This window comes from Paenibacillus sp. FSL E2-0177 (assembly GCF_037992975.1).
In the GTDB taxonomy this organism is placed as follows: domain Bacteria; phylum Bacillota; class Bacilli; order Paenibacillales; family Paenibacillaceae; genus Paenibacillus_AQ; species Paenibacillus_AQ odorifer.
The window spans coordinates 6044125-6061871 of sequence record NZ_CP150307.1; the positions used below are offsets into that span (position 1 = coordinate 6044125).

Sequence of the window (17747 nt, forward strand, 5' to 3'; positions counted from 1 at the left end):
ATTGTGTAGCTTGGCTATACGCCCTTAAGTCAGTAGTATTCTGTCTTATTGTTGCTTCTCTCTGCAACATTTGCAAACTCCATGCAATTCCATACGCAAACCCGTAATTTTGAAGCCCGTTTCCTGCTCTGCATGTATCTCTACATCATGAAGCGAAGGATAACTAAAATCTTCAATCTTACCGCATAGCTGACAGATGACATGATAATGATCAGATACATTGGCATCAAAACGACTGGAACTATCCCCGTAGGTCAACTCGCGAACCATGCCGGCTTCCATAAACATCTTGAGATTATTATATACAGTTGCTACGCTCATGCTCGGAAATTTCGGCTCTAGCGCCCGGTATATATCGTCAGCTGTAGGATGATTCATTGCTTCCATCAAATACGTAAGAATCGCATGACGCTGGGGCGTTATACGGACACCTGTTGTCTTTAATTGTTCCAGTGCATGTTGTACTCCACTCCCCATTACTGTCACCGCCTTTTGAATTTAAAAATAAAAGAAATACTTTTTAAGATTGTAAGACCGATTTTTCAATATTGTCAACGAAGTCTATACATTATATTTATTATTATATAAGAAAAATTACTTTTTTCAATATTTCCTAACATTTAGATTGCTATTTCCTTCAACATGAAGCTTGAACTCGCCGGTCCCCACTTCACCTGATACTTTTTTCTTATCAATTGTAAGTTCAGGCAAATCTGAAGTAATATCTCCATATCCACTGGATCCATTCACTGTATAGTTGCTTAACATCGGTAAATACAATTGAATGTCACCAACTGCGCTATAAATGTCCCAATCTCCAGCGACATCAGAAGAGCGAACATCAATGGTACCATTTAGAGATTCGGCATGTAGCTTGGATCTGGCTCCATCAACCTCTAAATTACCGTTTTTGGTAGTAATATCGATATCATTGCTATTTCCGATCGCACTAATATTGCCGACAGCCGTCGATAATTTCAAAGCACCGGTAACATCCCAAGCATTCATATTGCCTCCGCTCGTTGTTAAATCAACGCTGCCTTGAACAGATCTGGCACGGACAGCTCCATTCAGTGTTTTTCCCTTAACATTACCAAAGATACGATGAAGGATCAGCTCTCCATTCCCCGTTTCCAGAGAAATGTCTTCAATGGCTTCTACATTCTGCAACGTGATCCCGCCATTCATAGTGCGAACATCGAGGTTAAAGCGGCGATCCTCCGGCAAGTAAATATCTAAATCCATGCGTGGCTGGCGTTTACCGGATTCTCCATAGGCCTTGCTATTCGAGGTGATTTTTATGTTGGGCCCTTCAACAACGTCCACAAAGGACTGTTCTGATATAGCTTCAGCCATCGGCCCATCCAACTGATCTACCCAAACTGTCGTCGTAATTTGAATATCATCCACTGGAGCACGGTGTAATAAAATATCACCATTAATACTATCAATAGATATTTTGGCTGTATTTAATTCCACCGGAACAATTAGCGGGGCTTTCTGATATTTGCTGCCTTTAGCCTCACCATAGTCCACTGCAGCTGCCGTCAGGTTTAGACTGACATTTTTCCATAGATATAAATAATGTTCTTGCTCTGCAACAATAAATACACTCGCAGCTAGCAATATAGCAGATAAAAGTCCACGTAAATCCAATCTGATTCTGGTTCCCTTGGCTGAACGGTTAGAGAAGATAAACATCAGCAGGAACTCAATCCCCCATATCACCGGGATGACTGGCCACCACTTCAAGAGCAGGAGCATATAGTCAGTTCCCTCTCTCCAATCCAAAAACAAAGGAACAGAAATAGCTATCAGTAATATAGAAGCCGTATATCTTCCCACGCGCCGCTTGCGAGGTTCATTGTCTTTACGCTGCACAACTGCTCTGGCAATTTCTCTAGCTCCTATAAATAAGCCACCGCATACTAAAATGACAGACACGGCCATTTCGGCATAATGTTCAATAAAGAACTGGAGCCATGTTGGTTTCTGCCGGAACAGAATAAGCAGGGCGCCCCCTAAGAGCAATAAGAGTCCAAAGGATATCCCAGGCTCGCTGACGATACTACGACGTTTAGGAGCCTCGTTTGCTTTGGTCACAGGAATAGCAAGATCATGATCCTCTGGGAAGCGAAGAAGCCTGTCCGCTAATTGCAATACGTCATACACGTTATAAAAATAGATCACTGGAATAATGAGCGCAAGTAAAATAAGCAGTGGAACATTGATCTGCATCCCGATGGATGAGAAATACAATAAAGCTGAGATATCCAAAAGAATTAGAAAGATGAAGGTGATCCCTTTTCGGAGAAGCCCAAAATACAAATGCCCCGTCCCAGGGATGAGTGCTGCCAGCAGTCCAGCAATAAATTTACGTTTGCGGTGGCGCCGCTTCGGACGCGGAGGAATAATCCTCTTCTGTATCTCATTTTCCTTAGTCTCTATATCAACAGAACCTTGCAGTTCTTCCTGCTCTGGGAGCATTGCAGAGTCATGTTTCATTTTGGACTCCTCCTTTCGTAAATAGTTGTCTATGAATATCTTTTTTCAAAGAGAACCACTCCGATGAAATTCAATCAATTCAACTCCTGGAGCGACTTCCTCCACACCGGTAGGCAGAAAACCATGTTTACTGTACAACGAAACGGCAGGTGTATTCTTTTTGCCTGTCGACACAACGAATTGCTCCATCCCTGCAAAATGCTCAAATACATATTCCAAAAGATGGCTAGCGATACCTCTACGAAAAAAGTCCGGCCCCACCATCATTCGTGTAATCGTCAATTTGCCAGGAGATTCTTCCTCTACAGCAACAGCACCCATTAGTTCTTCATCAATATCGAAGCAGCCATAAAAATCCTCTTTAGAGCTGCTGAGCATTTCTCTCGTCTCCATCAGAGGTGGAATTTCACGAAAGCCTATTAGTTCAGCTTCCAGTCTATAGGCCTTATGCTGAAGACTCCATAATTCATTAACGGTGCTTTCATCCTGCAGATTTAGCTTGTTAATTGTATTCATCCTAACCAGTCCCCTTATATGCCGCTAAGGGCCTGCCGTTGCCGACAAGCCCTTAGCTTATTACATAAGTATATTACCCCAATTATAAACGCCTTCGGCGTCCTTTAATGGACGACAAGCGTTTAGCTGCTCAATACCTCGATGAGAAGTTTATTAGCAAGACCCGGATTCGCCTTACCTTTACTTTCTTTCATGACTTGTCCGACCAGGAAGCCGATTGCTTTCTGTTTACCTGCTTTATAATCTTCCACTGATTGCGGATTGGCGGCTACGACTGCTTCCACAATTCCTTTAATGGCACCTTCATCGCTGATCTGCACTAGACCTTTTTCCTCAACGATAACGGCTGGCAGTTTACCGCTCTCTAGCATTTCTTTAAATACTGTTTTAGCGATTTTGCTGCTGATGGTTCCGGCTGCAATCAGCCCGATCATCTCGCCTAGCCCTTGTGGTGTAATTTGTACCTGCGACAACTCCAGATTATTACCATTCAAATAGGCAAGCAAGTCACCCATAATCCAGTTAGCTACAGCCTTGGCATCCTGCGTATAGGCAAGACATCCTTCGAAAAAGTCCGCTAACAGTTTAGAGGATGTAATGACGCCTGCATCATAAGCTGTCAAGCCCAGTTCCCCGCTATAACGTGCTTTCCGAGCATCCGGAAGTTCTGGAATCGTTGAACGAATGGATTCTTTCCAAGCATCATCAATATGCAGAACGATCAAGTCCGGGTCCGGGAAGTAACGATAATCATGCGCTTCTTCTTTCCCGCGCATCGATAATGTTTTCCCTTGTGCTTCATCCCAGCGGCGAGTCTCCTGCACAACAACTCCACCATCATCCAGGATCTCAGCCTGACGATATTGTTCATACTCCAGTCCACGCAATACACCGCGGAAGGAGTTCATGTTCTTAAGCTCTGCTCTAATGCCGAATTCCTCTTGTCCTTCTGGGCGTAGACTGATGTTCGCGTCACAGCGCATCGATCCTTCTTCCATCTTGACATCGGATACGTCACAATACTGCATAATCGCACGGATTTTCTCCAGATAAGCACGAGCTTCCTCAGGGGAGCGCAGATCAGGTTCGGATACGATTTCGATAAGCGGTGTTCCCACCCGGTTAAAATCGACAAGCGAGGCAAAACCGCCATCTACGTGCGTAAGCTTACCTGCATCCTCTTCCAAATGAAGACGAGTAATGCCGATCCGTTTGGTCTCTCCGTTAACTTCAATGTCGATCCAACCGTTCAGGCCGATAGGCTGATCAAATTGTGAAATCTGATAAGCTTTTGGTGAATCCGGGTAAAAATAGTTCTTGCGGTCGAATTTGCTAACATCACCAATGGTGCAATTCAGCGCCATCGCTGCTTTCATAGCGTATTCTACCGCTTGTTTGTTGAGCACTGGCAATACGCCGGGGTGACCCAAGCAGACAGGACAGGTATGAGTGTTAGGTGGGGCTCCAAATTCAGTGGAGCATCCGCAAAAGATTTTGGAGTTGGTATGAAGCTCTACGTGAACTTCCAAGCCGATGACCGTTTCGTATTTAGACATAAGTAATCCCATTCCCTCCTTTACTACAGCTGTGGACGCTGCTTGTGATGATCTGTATTTTGTTCAAAAGCATGAGCGACACGCAAAATCGTGTTCTCGTCAAATTCCTTACCGATAATTTGCAGACCTACAGGCATGCCTTCCGCAAAACCACAAGGAACACTCACGGCCGGAATACCCGCCAAGCTTACAGGAATCGTGAGAATATCGTTCAGATACATGGTCAGCGGATCTTCAGTCTGTGAACCCAATTTGAATGCTGTCGTTGGTGCTGTTGGGCCGATGACCACATCATATTTTTTAAAGATGTCATCAAAGTCCTGTTTAATCAAAGTACGCACCTTTTGTGCTTTTAAATAGTAAGCATCGTAATACCCGGAGCTGAGTGCATAAGTACCCAACATAATACGACGTTTAACCTCAGGGCCAAAGCCGCGGCTGCGGGAATTAAGATATAGATCAAGCAATCCTCCGCCTTCATCTACACGTGCGCCATAACGCACACCGTCAAAACGCGCGAGGTTAGATGAAGCTTCCGAAGAGGACAGCAAATAATAAGCTGCTACTGCGTATTCCGTATGTGGTAATGAAACTTCCTCCCAGACAGCACCCATTCCTTCCAGCACTTTAAGTGCAGACAAAACTGTCTCACGCACAGAAGCATCGACACCTGCTCCCAGGTATTCCTTAGGAACAGCAATGCGAAGTCCGGAAACATCACCAGTAAGTGAACTCAAATAATCAGGAATTTCTACTTTAGCCGAAGTAGAGTCTTGGGCATCATAACCAGCAATTGCTTGAAGCACATAGGCAGAATCCTCTACATTACGTGTTAATGGTCCAATCTGATCTAGTGAGGAGGCAAAGGCTACCAGCCCGTAACGTGATACAAGACCATAAGTAGGTTTGAGACCTACAACACCACAATAGGAAGCTGGCTGGCGGATGGAACCCCCAGTATCCGAACCTAGTGAGAAGAACACTTCGCCCGCAGCTACTGCTGCTGCAGATCCGCCACTGGAACCGCCGGGCACACGCTCTAAATCCCAAGGATTGCGTACAGGACCAAAGCTTGAGTTCTCATTAGATCCGCCCATTGCGAATTCATCCATATTTAATTTACCGATCGTTACGGCATCTGCTTGCTTCAGTTTAGAAGCTACAGTAGCGTTATAAATCGGCTGGAAGTCGCTCAAAAATTGGCTGGCACAAGTTGTGCGCAGGCCTTTAGTTACAATATTATCCTTGATTCCAGCAGGAAGACCAAACAGCAACCCACGTGCTGCTCCGGATGCCAGTTTGTCGTCCAAAGCGCGTGCAGTGCTACGAGCGCCCTCCTCATTCAAGGTCAAAAATGCATTTACGTTCTTATCCCGCTCAGCGATAATCGCCAGCGATTCTTCAGTCAGTTCACTGACCGATACCTCTTTAGCAGTTAACATGCGGTGTACTTCAGGCAATCGATTTTGAAACAGGCTCAAGATTCTTCCCCCTTTCTAATTATGTAGTTATTCCAAAACAGCTGGAACCTTGAAATGTCCGTCTTCATCATCTGGAGCGTTAAGAAGTGCTTCCTCTTGCGTAAGGCTATCCTTCACAACATCCTCCCGCATTACATTGCTGACTTGCAGCACATGCGTGGTCGGCTTTACATTCTCCGTATCTAGCTCATTTAATTTCTCGGCATATTGTAAAATAGCATTCATTTGTTCTGTAAAGGTTGCCTCTTCTTCCGGGCTCAGCTGCAGACGAGCCAGCTTGGCCACATGCTGCACATCTTTAACGGTAATGCTCATAAGAAAAATCCCTCCTGTTTAAAGGGCTAAAGCGCCCGGATAACGTTTTTAATTATATTGTAGAAGCTTGGACAATTCAATGATGGGCTGTAAAACAAACGCTCCTTTATCAAAGTGAAGGGGATTCCTACACATTTTAAAGGAGCGTATCGTTAGTATATTCATAGAGAAGGGTTTTGACAGTCAGTGATTTCACAGCATCTAGCAGCGGTATGACAAAACAAAAAAGCCGGCTTGCGCCGGCCTTCCTTAAATCCAAGCTCGAAGATTCACTTGTTTGATGAAATCCGCTTGGGACATGCTTTCGCTTGACGTTGATTCCGTCTCTTCTATATCCATATCTTCACCGTTCATCAAATGATGGAACAGCTTCTCATTGTACGTGGACAAAGCATAATCAATCAACGCTTCATGCGTTGCTCTCTCAGCCTCAGCTACTAATAAATGTTCTTCCGCCTCAATGTCCTCAGCCGGAACATAAAAGTTCCTATTAGCCTCTGGTACACGAATAACATAGTCAAACGCATTATCGGGATTGCGGTCGTAAGCAATTAGGTAGCCGTATTCCCCGATAGGAAGACTCTGCTCGAAAGCGTCCGCAACAATGACAATCTTCTCTCCTAAACGCAGCATCGCCCTACCTCCTAACCCCAAAATCTTTCAAGATTTTGCTTGTTTCAACAGTCTACTAAAAAAAGATAGAACTGTCTAGTTGAAGGCTGGCCGATCCTACAAATTCTATGAAAATATACTATATTTAATAAAAATATAACTTATGGTTCAAGCGGGTAAGTTATTCTTCCTTGTCAAAAGTGCAGCACCCACTAAACAAATCAAGATCAAAATAGCTGCTGAAAGATAGGGTCCAACCCTGAAGCCTTCTCCAGCCATAAGAATTCCAGCCGATAACCCGGAAAGCCCCGCAGGTGCCCATTCAAACCATGAAGGCAATAAGCTTTGGCCTAATGATAATCCTGCCATTAGCGCCAATGCTAAAAAGGCGGCAACTGGAGATTTTAAAAATCCACTAAACAACAACGTAGCTGAGACAGCACATAACAGCCACAATCCATACACTCCAGAAGCTGCGATGACATCTCCCCAAGATAGTGAACCAATCAACTGCTCCGTGTAGTAAGCTGCGCCCGCTGCACCTAATCCTAGAGCAACGATCAACAGGGTCAGCTGCGCTGCCCATTTAGCGAACACTATTGCGGCTGGAGAAACCGGCCTTACCAGAATTAATTCCATAGTTCCGCTATAGCGCTCACCGGCTAAAACATTCATCGCGCCAAGCGCCAATACTAACATTCCGATCGTTCCGTACTGTCCCAGAGATTGTGCCATCACAGCTGCGGCACTCGGTATTTCATACCCCTCTAGCAGACCTGGGGGAACATCACCTGAAGCTTTTAATATTTCCGGCAAATAATAAGTAGTTAACGGCTGCATAATACCTAATAGGATAAAAACGACAGGTATCCAGATTAACTTATAACTGCGAGCCATTTCGAGCATTTCTCTGCGATAAAGGACCCAGGCGCTTCTCATACTCCCACCACCTTCATAAATAAATCCTCTAACGTGGAAGAACCCGCTTCAAATTGCAGTAATGGAATTTCGAGCTGCGCCGCTTCTTGCAGAATCGTCCATCGGGCCATGTCTACATCGTTCACATTAAAAATTGCCTGATCTCCGAACAACTGAGTCTCTAGTACAAACGGTTTGGCAGCAAGAGACTCCAGCCACTGAATAGCTTTTTCTTGCTTCTCTGTACGTAAACGAATAACAGGAAGGCTGTATTGTGTACGCAGCTGTGATAAAGACCCCTTCTCAGCAATCAAGCCCTGATTCATTAAAATAATATCATCGCAAATTTCTTCTGCATCATGCAGCACATGTGTAGAAAAAACTACAGTTGTCTCTTCACGTATCTCCCGCAGCAGTCCCATTACTTCTCTGCGGCCAATCGGATCAAGTGCAGATACAGGCTCATCAAGCAACAGCAGACGAGGCCGGTGCACAAGCGCCTGAGCCAGACCCAGCCGCTGCTTCATCCCACCGGAGTATCCACCAATCCGGCGACGAGCATCACCTTTAAGCCCTACACGCTCAAGCGATTCCAATGCCCTGCTGGATGCGTCTTTAGTTCCCATTCCACTAAGCTTTGCAGCGAAAACAACATATTCATGTCCAGTCATCCACCCATAAAAAGCTGGAGACTGTGGCACATATCCTAATCCTCTGCGATATTCGGCTCCAGGACGGCTCCCCTCAAATGAAATCATTCCAGAGGTGGGTTCTAGCAGCCCTGCCAGCATACGAAGTGTGGTCGTTTTCCCAGCACCGTTAGGCCCCAGTAAAGCGACGCACCGTTCTTTCTCAATTTCAAAGCTTATATCATTTACGGAAATATGCGCCCCATAGCTTTTGCGCAAATTCTTAACTTGAAGGAGTGACATCAGACATCTTTCCTTCCTATTGTGAAATAAGCTACGCTGCCTAATATATTTCCGCAAATAATGATAATAATCCACATCCATTTTGGACCACGAACGTTATCCGCTTTGGCCAGAGATATCAGACCAATAATAGCAAGCAAAGCCTGCAGAATAATTAACGGCATGATTAAACCCCATTTTACCTCTTCCATGAAGTACCACTCCTTGTAATAGGATGAAAGGAACGAGCTTCTTACTAAAGCTTCACAACTGCTTCTTCCGTCTACGTCGGTCAGGAAGAATAACAACAAGTAAGTAGACTAATGCGGGTGACGGAACTGTAGTAATCGCCCACAACCCCCAGAACCAAGCTTTTTTCCCGCGCCGTCTTGCGTCCCGGAACAGTAAGGTCCCCTGCAGCATTAACGCTACTGCTATGCCAAACCACAACCAAAGAGGCACATCCTGCAGCTCATTCATTCTTGTACACCTTCTCTATTTCTTCTGATCCTGGCGATCCCTAAGCCACCCAGTCCTACAATAGGAATGATCGCCTGAATAATCCAATAGATCATTGGTGCAGAAGTGAGAATGGATAAAAATGCGCAGATCAGGATCAATGAGACCCCCCAGAATAACAGTAGTTCTTTGCGTTCCCTTCTCTTTCTCTGCACAGCTGCATCAGCCATTAACCACTCCAGTTCCTGTAACGAAGGTGGGGTGAGGTCATCATATTGCGCATCCAAACGTTCAAGCTCTTCAGTAAGCTTGTGCAAATACAGTTCTGGCTCCTTATCCTTCTCCATCCTCATTCAGCTCCTTTCGCAATTGGTTAAGACCAAGGGACACACGCGATTTGACCGTGCCAGAAGGAATTTGCATGATCACACCGATTTCTTCATAGCTATAGCCATAATAATGCTTCAGCAGCACAGCTACCCTCTGAGCAGAGGGTAGCTTGGAAATGGAATCAAGTACTTCACTCCATTCTTCCCCCCTGCTCTCAAACCGCCAACGAATCGAACGGGTGCCCTGCGCCTGCTGTTCCCGTTTCTTCCATTCTGCCTCACGTTTCCAGCGCCGCTTTCGATCGATAAATATTCTGGTGGCTATCGTAATTAACCAAGAGGAGAACGAAGAAGAACCGTTATAGGTATTGATTTTTTCCATACATCTGACCATCGTGTCCTGTACAAGATCCTCTGCCAGCAACGGATCCATAGTCACTTTGAGTAGATATTTGAACAGAAAAGTATAATGTTCTCGCAGCAGTGAAGACAGTGCTGAAGTATCTCCCTGCTGTGCCCGTCTGATTTTCTCCAGCGCCTGATCGCTCATCTGCCCCTCCATTCAGGATTTCGTTCTTATTTGTAATACGATTATGTATAGTGATTCGTTCAATGCGCTTTAACTTTATTTTTTGAGCTCCCAGAGCTTACGCCGCCATGGCTGAAGCAATCCCGCTTCAGCAGGGAAATGCCAAAAAAGAGGCGTTATTCTAGGCTCGCCTCCTGAATTCACTGGTATTCTCCCATCCTTATTCTCCGATTGTATGTCCCTGCGTTCTATGGAAGTACAAAAACCGCCCTTTCCAGAACATTCTGAAAAACATCGGCATTTACTGCTGCAAAAACTAGTCCATTTCTCCTTGGAGTCATACCATCCGTAATCCAACGGGTAATATATATTCTTCTCCAATCTATTTCCCCCCATGCTTTTAAACCTATATGTAGACAAAAAAAGAACGCAAACCGGGATTAATTCCGCAGTCTGCGTGCTTCGCGAGGTTAATGTTACATTTAATTAACAATATTGTAGTCCTTTTGTATCCCTTTGTCTATCAAAAATTCCTCGATTCTTGTCAGTTCTACTAGAATGATTGTTTATTGAGGGATATAAGGGTTACGAACTTTTTCAAAACCGATGGTTGTTCGGGAGCCATGACCTGGATAAACCTTCACTTCATCATCCATTTTGTACAGCTTGCCACGAATAGAATCGAACAAATCACGTTCCCTGCCACCAGGCAAATCGGTGCGCCCAACTCCCATCTTAAACAGCACATCTCCAGAGAATAAATCATTCCCGCATAGGAAGCTGACACTGCCCGGAGAGTGCCCAGGTGTATGGTACACGCGGAAGGTATGTCCGATGAATTGCAGAACTTGTCCTTCTGCCAGATCATATTCTGCAGGATCTGTAGTTAAAGGAGATGAAACATCAGGCCACATCAATGAACCATTTAGCTTAGGGCTGCTGAGCCATTCACTCTCTAGTGGATGTAAATAAACAGGGCATTTCTTAGCTTTACGAATTTCGTCTACGCCGCCCATATGGTCAAAGTGCGCATGCGTCAGCAAAATAGCCTCGATCTCCATCCCTTCAATACTCCGCACTAATGCCGCAGGATTCATACCGGGATCAATAATGATACCCTTCGTTGGATCTGCACCTGTCAGCAAGTAGGCATTGGTCTGAAGCGGACCTAAATTAAACGAACGTATATTTAGCATTGGTCTAGAATCCGGAAATCAGACTACGCAGCTCTTTTGCGATAACTGCTTGTGATTCCGTTCCTTCCCCATAAGCTTGCCCCATAGCCTTACGTACTTCTGCGATTTTGCTGTCGTAATCAGCGGCCTCGCGATCAGGATCCTCACGTTTGAACTCTCTCATTAGGCTCTGCACATGCTCTGGACGAGGACCCCAATGTCCAAGCACATATCCGCCGGTATCTGCAAAGATCACAATCGGAACAGATCTTCCGCCCATGGTCAAGAATTCATCCATAAGCTCCTGGTTCTCCTCCAAAATGAATACCTCTGTCTTCATTCCGGCAGTCTCCAAAATACGGAATACCGCAGGGACATTACGAACTACATCTCCACACCAATCAGCGGCAAGGATAAGTACTCGCAAATCATCACGATGGTTCAGGCTTTCAAAAAATTCCTTGTCACTCTCATCTTCCCAAGAAAACTTCTCATACCAGGATTCAAAAGCCTGCTGGTTCTTCGTCATGCTTTCTACAAATTGGCGCGGTGTAAGACCTTTTCCAAATTTATGAGCTACATTCGGTTTCATTTTGCAGTCCCCCTCTTCTTGGATTTAAACCACTTATACACAAAATAAATGATGATTAGTGCTAACGCTACGAGAATAATTTCGTTGGTATACTTAGCTGCTACCTCGTCAATATCTTCCCACTTATTCCCCAATGTCATACCGAGATATACGAACAAAGCACTCCATGGAATAACAGCAAGTGTAGTCAATAAAGTGAACTTACCTAAAGGCATACGAGAAATCCCCGCTGGAACGGAAATGGCATGGCGAACAACGGGAATAAAGCGTGCCGTAAAGATTACACCTGTCCCATATTTATTGAACCACTCTTCCGAATGGTCAATATGCTTTTTTTGGATAAGAATATATTTCCCGTATTTCTCCAGTACAGGCCTGCCCCCATAACGGCCAATCCAATATACAAAGATCTGGGCAATCACTCCGCCTATCGTACCAAACAATACTGCGCCGAAAAAATTAATATCTCCACTCCATACCAAGAAACCACCGAAAGCCAATACAATTTCACTAGGAATAACTTCAATCATCAGTCCGATCATAATCCCAAAATAACCAAGACTCTGAATCCATTCAAATAATGTCGAGATCAGATCAGAAATAAAATGCAAACGTGCTCCTCCTCCCTTTTCCGCAGAATATGGCTACATGTATCAAGCTAATCGCCTTTGGCATCTTTATAAGACACTAAGCGTTTAAGCGAGTGAAATATAAGAACATAAAAGCATAGATACTAATCTTATACTTTCTTATATTTTTAAAAGCTTTGCCGCTCTGCTATATTTTCCAGTTTCTCTTAGCCTATTCTAGCACAAGCAACCTTATCACTTCTACTTACGCGGCAAGCAGCTTCCATCTTCCAATCCATACTTAAAAAGAGTTTGAGTAATAGGCATAAACAAAAAAGGTGAACAAATTCCACCAATAAAGGGAAAATGAACACCTTTTTATCTGCGCTCAATCAATAAGCCATCCAGCCGGCATCCGCCGTTATCACCGATCCATTCAAAAAGCTTGCAGCATCTGAAGCTAAAAATAAAGCTACCGAAGCAATCTCACTGCTCTCCCCTGTCCGTGGCATCGACGCCATACCTTCGCCCGCTTTTTGACTCCCAAAAGGACTTGGATCAGACAGATCAATATTTGTCTTTACCCCGCCCGGCGCTATGGCATTACAGCGAATTCCAAGCTTAGCGTATTGAAATCCTATATTTTTGGTCATCCCGATTACAGCATGCTTAGAGGAAGTATAAGCCACTCCCGCCCGCGAGCCCGCTAAGCCGCCAATAGAGGCTACATTGATGATACATCCGCTTTCCTGCGCCATAAAAATCGGCAAAACCTTACGAATGGCTCTCATCGGACCGGTTACGTTGACCGCAAGCACCTGTTCCCACAAGTCATCAGTGATCTCGTGCGCTGGCGTCATTTTATCCATAATTCCGGCATTATTAACAAGGATATGAAGGCCTCCGAACTGTGTGGTTGCGGCATCAATCATTCGCTGTGTGTCCTCTTCCTTCGAGACATCAGCCTTTACGGGGTAGACGACTCCGTGTCCCTCACCCTTTTCCGCCTTTTTGGCTACCGCTTCTACATTCGCCAGATGGATGTCCGCAGCAATCACTTTAGCACCCTGTCGGGCAAAAAGCAGAGCAATCGCTTCTCCAATCCCCGATCCTGCACCCGTAACAACTGCGACTTTATTGGTTAGTATCATATATCCGCTCCTCTGCGTCGTATGTTCGGTGCATCAAGGAATGCATGCCCTTCGTTAGTATGAACAGGAGGAGGCTTTGAACGGTCCTTAATTTTAAAGATTCGGTGACACTTTTACACACGCTATTGCTAAGTGAATACTGCATTGACAGCTATTAAAACAAAGAGTTATTATACATTTAGATAATTATTTAAATATCGAAAGGCAGGGTGGAATATGAATGAATCCTTCAAAGCACTAGCTGACCCTACCCGTCGCCAAATCATTCGGTTACTAAGGGAGAAAGATCGAACCGCAGGTGAAATCGCAGATTTTTTCAACATGTCTAAGCCAAGCATTTCTCACCATCTGAATGCGCTGAAGCATGCCGATCTTGTACAGGATGAGCGAAAAGGACAATTTATTATGTACTCGCTAAACACAACAGTCCTCGAAGAGGTTCTCGGTTGGTTATTGGAGCTCACTGGGACAGGTAAGCAAACGGAGACGGAGAGTAAATCACTGGACGGAAAGCAGCAACATCAGGATATCGATTCCAAAAAGGAGGCGGATTAATGATGAAAGATTTCAAATGGAGATGGCAGGATACCCTCATCGTAATATTAGGTTTAGCTACATTAGCCTACGCTCTGATCAATTACAGCAAGCTTCCGCAGGAGTTACCGGCACAATTTGGAATTACGGGTAAGGTCAACAGATACTGGGACAAAAATATAGCTATTTTTGTGTTCGGAATCTTAGGCATTGTGCTCCCGCTGATCATGCAGTTCACACGCAGCATCGACCCTAAGCGGGACAATTACAAAAAATTCGAAAATGCCTATGCCATGAGCAGACTTGCTATTGGGGTGCTTTTTAATCTAATGCTGGTGCTGTCGATTGCTTACGGTCTAGGTAAAGATATAAACGTTGGGAAGATCGCCATAGGCGCTGTTGGAATTATGTTTATTGCTCTTGGCAACTACATGCCACAGATAAAAGATAATTACTTGTTTGGGGTTCGTACAGCCTGGACGCTCGCCAACCCCGAGGTATGGCGAAAAACACATCGCCTATCCGGGATAATGTGGATGATCGGTGGCCTACTTATTTTTGCAGGAGCCTTTTTGAGCGGAGCCTTGTCTCAGCTTCTTATTATTACGGCACTCGTACTTGCAATTATCGTGCCCATTCTCTACTCCTGGATGATTTCACGTCCGCTAAAATCGTAAAGCCAACATACTAAGCCGTCGACTCAAGTCGTCGGCTTGTTCTGTCATTTGGAACTCACGGTCATTATGTTGCCCTCCTTTATTAGCCTCCTCTTCTGCCAACCTTCTATATTCCAGAAGAAGTTCATTCCCAGAGGCGACGCAGACTAAGCCTTCCTTTCGATTTCCTTCTGCAAGCTTTTTTTGCCCCATAAGAAACATCCCTTCAATCGCCTTCATCCACTTGGCATTGTTGTACTTATCCAGCCTAAGGCTCTGGCGCATCCAATATAACGACGCCCCCGGACGGCCACTGCTTATCCATCGTTCAGCCAGCTCCCAGCTTAAGCTGGCATTCTCGGGAGAATACAACAAACTCTGCCGAAGCAGACTCACGCTCTGTTCACCCGAGAGCAACCTAGATAATGCTATAACCGTTCGAGGTGACCGGGGATTCCAACCCAGCGATTGCTGTAGCAACTCTACCTTCACCGAAGGATCCACCGACATAATCGCTTGTCGATAGAACTTCTCTCCTTGAGCGGCGTGAAAAGATAGCACCCCCAGCAGAAGCGAAAAACAACATGCCGCAGTTCCGATTAGTCGGCGAAGGCGGATTTGGGGCTGTTTCTTGGGTGTAGAGTTAGCGATTAGCGGATTCGTAGATGTAGAAACATCAATGTGCGCGTTCGTAGATGTGGAGTGAGCGATTAGCGGATTCGCTAGTGTAGAAACATTGGTCAGCGGGTTCGTAGATGCGGATTGAGCGATTAGCGGATTCGCTGGTGTAGAGACACCGGTGAGCGGATTCGTAGATGTGGATTGAGCGATTAGCGGATTCGCTGGTGTAGAGACATTGGTGAGTGGGTTCGTAGATGTGGAGTGAGCGATTAGCGGATTCGCTGGTGTAGAGACATTGGTGAGTGGGTTCGTAGATGTGGAGTGAGCGATTAGCGGATTCGCTGGTGTAGTGACATTGGTGAGCGGGTTCGTAGATGTGGATTGAGCGATTAGCGGATTCGCTGGTGTAGTGACATTGGTGAGCGGGTTCGTAGATGTGGATTGAATTGGCAGCTTGGTCTCAGACTGAGGGTGGGTTGGCGCAGATTGATGTTTCTGCTTATCCTCAGCCAGAGCAAGCGCTGGCAGCCAGAATAGCAGCAGCCAAAATAATCCGTAGCTCCAGTCAAAATCGACGACGCTGTGTAAGACGATGACCAGAAACGGCGGCAGCAACCGCGGCGATTTAGTAGCCAGCAGCCAGCCTGCTGCCAACAGCATAAGGAGTATGGCTGCAAGACCAACGAATCCTAAGTTCAACAGGATGTCGAGGTATCCATTATGCACCTGGCTGCCTACATAAGGGCGAGATTGGGCGGCAAGGTAGGCATGCCGCCAAGTCTCACCCCCACGTCCCAGCCAAGGTGCCTCTGCCGCTAGCCGCCAGGCGTCGCGGTAGAACAGCCCGCGCGCGGATACCGTCGATGACGGTCCGGTGATCCGCTCGCGCACGTGCAGGAGGACGGCGATCCCCGCCGCCGTCCAACCTGCCGCCGCCAATGCCAGCATGGCGGCTCGGGCAGTGCCCGCCGCGCTGCGCTGGCGGCGGCACAGCCACAGGCCGGCTAGCAGCGCGCCGGCCCAAAGCCCGGCCAGCAACAGCAGGCCGGGCACAGGCTCTACCGCCAACCCGGCACGGGCCAGTTGGCGGTAGAGTAGCACCGCGGCGGCCACGGGCGCGGCGCCAGCAGCAAGAAGCGGCGCGATTAGCTGCCGCTTCCAGAGCAAGACGGCGGCGCAGGCGCAAGCCGCCGTCAGCCATGCGCCGCGCGACTCGCTGAGGAGTAGCGCGGCGGTGTACGGGAACAGCGGCAGCAAGCGCAGCAGCGCGGCGGTCGTGCTTCCTGCTTTTCCCTGCTCCGCTTCCACGCCTCCTGCCCCTTTGCTCCTCCGTTCTGCTTCTGCGCACTCCATCCCCAGCCCAACACTTCTTGCTCCCAACATATTCACGCTCTTTTTTGGCTCCCCGTAATAAACAGCAACAACAAATAGCCGTTCCAGCAGAAAAACAGCCATCACAGCACCAAAAGCATTCGGATATTCCATCAATCCTGCTAACCTAACCCCTGTGGCGCTCACTTCCGATGAATTGCTGTAGGCGACAGCGAAAGGCAACTTTACCACTCCGCAAACAGCCAACAAAGCGCTCATGCTCAAAAACATACCCGCCATAGACCAAGTTACATTTACAATCCGCCGCCCCACCCGGTTCACCGCACAAAAACAAACCAATAATGCAAAGCTAGCATACAAGCCCCACCGCAGCATTTCATTCATAGTTCCCTGGGAGGAAAGCGGCTCGCGCAACCAATGAATCACATAAAGCGATAGAATAATTAAAGGGACGCTTAATAATATTCTTAACGCTTTATTTTCTCCGCTAACTTCACTACCTTCACTACCTTCACTAACTCCATTGACTCCCGTAATACCACTTACTGCACCTCCCCCACTTTTTCTCCATGCGCCAACCCCAACAAGATAATAAAGCGAGCACGTACAACACAACACAAACCATAAAGTTAGAAAGGGATACATCTCCTCAGTAAAAAACAATCCCCGCAACAAACAAGCACCCACCCCAGCCGCTATCACTAAGGCTCCACAAATATATGCGGTTAATGATTCCAGACTCCGGTCTTTTTTAAAACGCCACATTTAGATACCCCTGTATTCGTTAATTTATCTCTATCCTTTCCACATTTCACTAATACAAGACTAGAACGCAAAAAGACGATACCTCTCCACAAAGGAGCCGTACCGCCCTAACCATTTGATCGCACTAGCTGTAAAATCCGAATTCCCATCCAAAAAAACTATATAGTTGTAAAAAGTGCAGCTATTCCCGTGCTCTCGCTGCTTACTTCCACTTTAATTGT

20 protein-coding genes are annotated in these 17747 nt (G+C 46.2%); 2 read left to right on the plus strand and 18 right to left on the minus strand.

Annotated features, from left to right (window positions below; genetic code table 11):
• Positions 1 to 45: 45 nt before the first annotated feature.
• The 17 genes from perR to MHI25_RS26950 form a co-directional block, all read right to left on the minus strand.
• Positions 46 to 477, minus strand: a complete 432-nt coding sequence (perR, locus tag MHI25_RS26870) for a peroxide-responsive transcriptional repressor PerR (protein ID WP_036680160.1) — start codon at positions 475 to 477, stop codon at positions 46 to 48.
• A gap of 126 nt (positions 478 to 603) precedes the next feature.
• Complete coding sequence (locus MHI25_RS26875) at positions 604 to 2505, minus strand: DUF4097 family beta strand repeat-containing protein (RefSeq protein WP_340394619.1); 1902 nt, start codon at positions 2503 to 2505, stop codon at positions 604 to 606.
• 45 nt (positions 2506 to 2550) lie between these two features.
• Positions 2551 to 3021: a GNAT family N-acetyltransferase gene (locus tag MHI25_RS26880; protein ID WP_340394620.1), complete on the minus strand. Its 471-nt coding sequence runs from the start codon at positions 3019 to 3021 to the stop codon at positions 2551 to 2553.
• Positions 3022 to 3143: 122 nt separating this feature from the next.
• Entirely contained in the window at positions 3144 to 4577 is a 1434-nt protein-coding gene (gatB, locus tag MHI25_RS26885; protein ID WP_175617363.1) for an Asp-tRNA(Asn)/Glu-tRNA(Gln) amidotransferase subunit GatB, read from the minus strand.
• Between the two features lie 23 nt (positions 4578 to 4600).
• On the minus strand, positions 4601 to 6058 hold the full coding sequence (gatA, locus tag MHI25_RS26890) for an Asp-tRNA(Asn)/Glu-tRNA(Gln) amidotransferase subunit GatA (protein ID WP_340394621.1): 1458 nt from the start codon (positions 6056 to 6058) through the stop codon (positions 4601 to 4603).
• Between the two features lie 27 nt (positions 6059 to 6085).
• Entirely contained in the window at positions 6086 to 6373 is a 288-nt protein-coding gene (gene gatC / locus MHI25_RS26895) for an Asp-tRNA(Asn)/Glu-tRNA(Gln) amidotransferase subunit GatC (protein ID WP_036680166.1), read from the minus strand.
• 249 nt (positions 6374 to 6622) lie between these two features.
• A complete protein-coding gene (locus tag MHI25_RS26900) occupies positions 6623 to 7006 on the minus strand; it encodes a hypothetical protein (protein ID WP_036680170.1) in 384 nt (127 codons plus the stop codon).
• 147 nt (positions 7007 to 7153) lie between these two features.
• Entirely contained in the window at positions 7154 to 7924 is a 771-nt protein-coding gene (locus MHI25_RS26905; protein WP_340394622.1) for an ABC transporter permease subunit, read from the minus strand.
• Positions 7921 to 8835: an ABC transporter ATP-binding protein gene (locus MHI25_RS26910; protein WP_340394623.1), complete on the minus strand. Its 915-nt coding sequence runs from the start codon at positions 8833 to 8835 to the stop codon at positions 7921 to 7923. The genes MHI25_RS26905 and MHI25_RS26910 overlap by 4 nt, the downstream gene beginning before the upstream one ends.
• Positions 8835 to 9026, minus strand: a complete 192-nt coding sequence (locus MHI25_RS26915) for a PLDc N-terminal domain-containing protein (RefSeq protein WP_036680175.1) — start codon at positions 9024 to 9026, stop codon at positions 8835 to 8837. Before MHI25_RS26915 ends, MHI25_RS26910 begins: the two co-directional genes overlap by 1 nt.
• A gap of 52 nt (positions 9027 to 9078) precedes the next feature.
• The gene (locus MHI25_RS26920; protein WP_036680176.1) at positions 9079 to 9294 is read right to left on the minus strand and encodes a hypothetical protein; all 216 of its coding nucleotides are present in this window, start codon (positions 9292 to 9294) and stop codon (positions 9079 to 9081) included.
• Positions 9291 to 9620, minus strand: coding sequence for a YxlC family protein (locus MHI25_RS26925; RefSeq protein ID WP_076128645.1), 330 nt, complete (start codon positions 9618 to 9620; stop codon positions 9291 to 9293). The genes MHI25_RS26920 and MHI25_RS26925 overlap by 4 nt, the downstream gene beginning before the upstream one ends.
• Positions 9607 to 10152: an RNA polymerase sigma factor SigY gene (sigY, locus tag MHI25_RS26930; protein WP_076179762.1), complete on the minus strand. Its 546-nt coding sequence runs from the start codon at positions 10150 to 10152 to the stop codon at positions 9607 to 9609. Before sigY ends, MHI25_RS26925 begins: the two co-directional genes overlap by 14 nt.
• Before the next feature lie 545 nt (positions 10153 to 10697).
• Positions 10698 to 11327 carry an MBL fold metallo-hydrolase gene (locus MHI25_RS26935; protein ID WP_076128651.1) on the minus strand — a complete coding sequence of 210 codons (630 nt, stop codon included), beginning with the start codon at positions 11325 to 11327 and terminating at the stop codon, positions 10698 to 10700.
• A gap of 4 nt (positions 11328 to 11331) precedes the next feature.
• Positions 11332 to 11898: a thioredoxin family protein gene (locus tag MHI25_RS26940; RefSeq protein WP_340394624.1), complete on the minus strand. Its 567-nt coding sequence runs from the start codon at positions 11896 to 11898 to the stop codon at positions 11332 to 11334.
• Positions 11895 to 12509, minus strand: a complete 615-nt coding sequence (locus MHI25_RS26945) for a DedA family protein (protein ID WP_036680184.1) — start codon at positions 12507 to 12509, stop codon at positions 11895 to 11897. Before MHI25_RS26945 ends, MHI25_RS26940 begins: the two co-directional genes overlap by 4 nt.
• A gap of 350 nt (positions 12510 to 12859) precedes the next feature.
• On the minus strand, positions 12860 to 13618 hold the full coding sequence (locus MHI25_RS26950) for a glucose 1-dehydrogenase (RefSeq protein ID WP_076128654.1): 759 nt from the start codon (positions 13616 to 13618) through the stop codon (positions 12860 to 12862).
• 216 nt (positions 13619 to 13834) lie between these two features.
• On the opposite strand from MHI25_RS26950, the gene MHI25_RS26955 reads away from it, so the two are divergent.
• Both MHI25_RS26955 and MHI25_RS26960 read left to right on the plus strand, forming a co-directional pair.
• Positions 13835 to 14173 carry an autorepressor SdpR family transcription factor gene (locus tag MHI25_RS26955; protein WP_076179758.1) on the plus strand — a complete coding sequence of 113 codons (339 nt, stop codon included), beginning with the start codon at positions 13835 to 13837 and terminating at the stop codon, positions 14171 to 14173.
• Complete coding sequence (locus MHI25_RS26960) at positions 14173 to 14829, plus strand: SdpI family protein (RefSeq protein WP_076193667.1); 657 nt, start codon at positions 14173 to 14175, stop codon at positions 14827 to 14829. The genes MHI25_RS26955 and MHI25_RS26960 overlap by 1 nt, the downstream gene beginning before the upstream one ends.
• Here the strand turns inward: MHI25_RS26960 and MHI25_RS26965 are convergent.
• A complete protein-coding gene (locus tag MHI25_RS26965) occupies positions 14818 to 17526 on the minus strand; it encodes an O-antigen ligase family protein (protein ID WP_340394625.1) in 2709 nt (902 codons plus the stop codon). The two genes, MHI25_RS26960 and MHI25_RS26965, sit on opposite strands and share 12 nt — an antisense overlap.
• Positions 17527 to 17747: the final 221 nt, after the last annotated feature.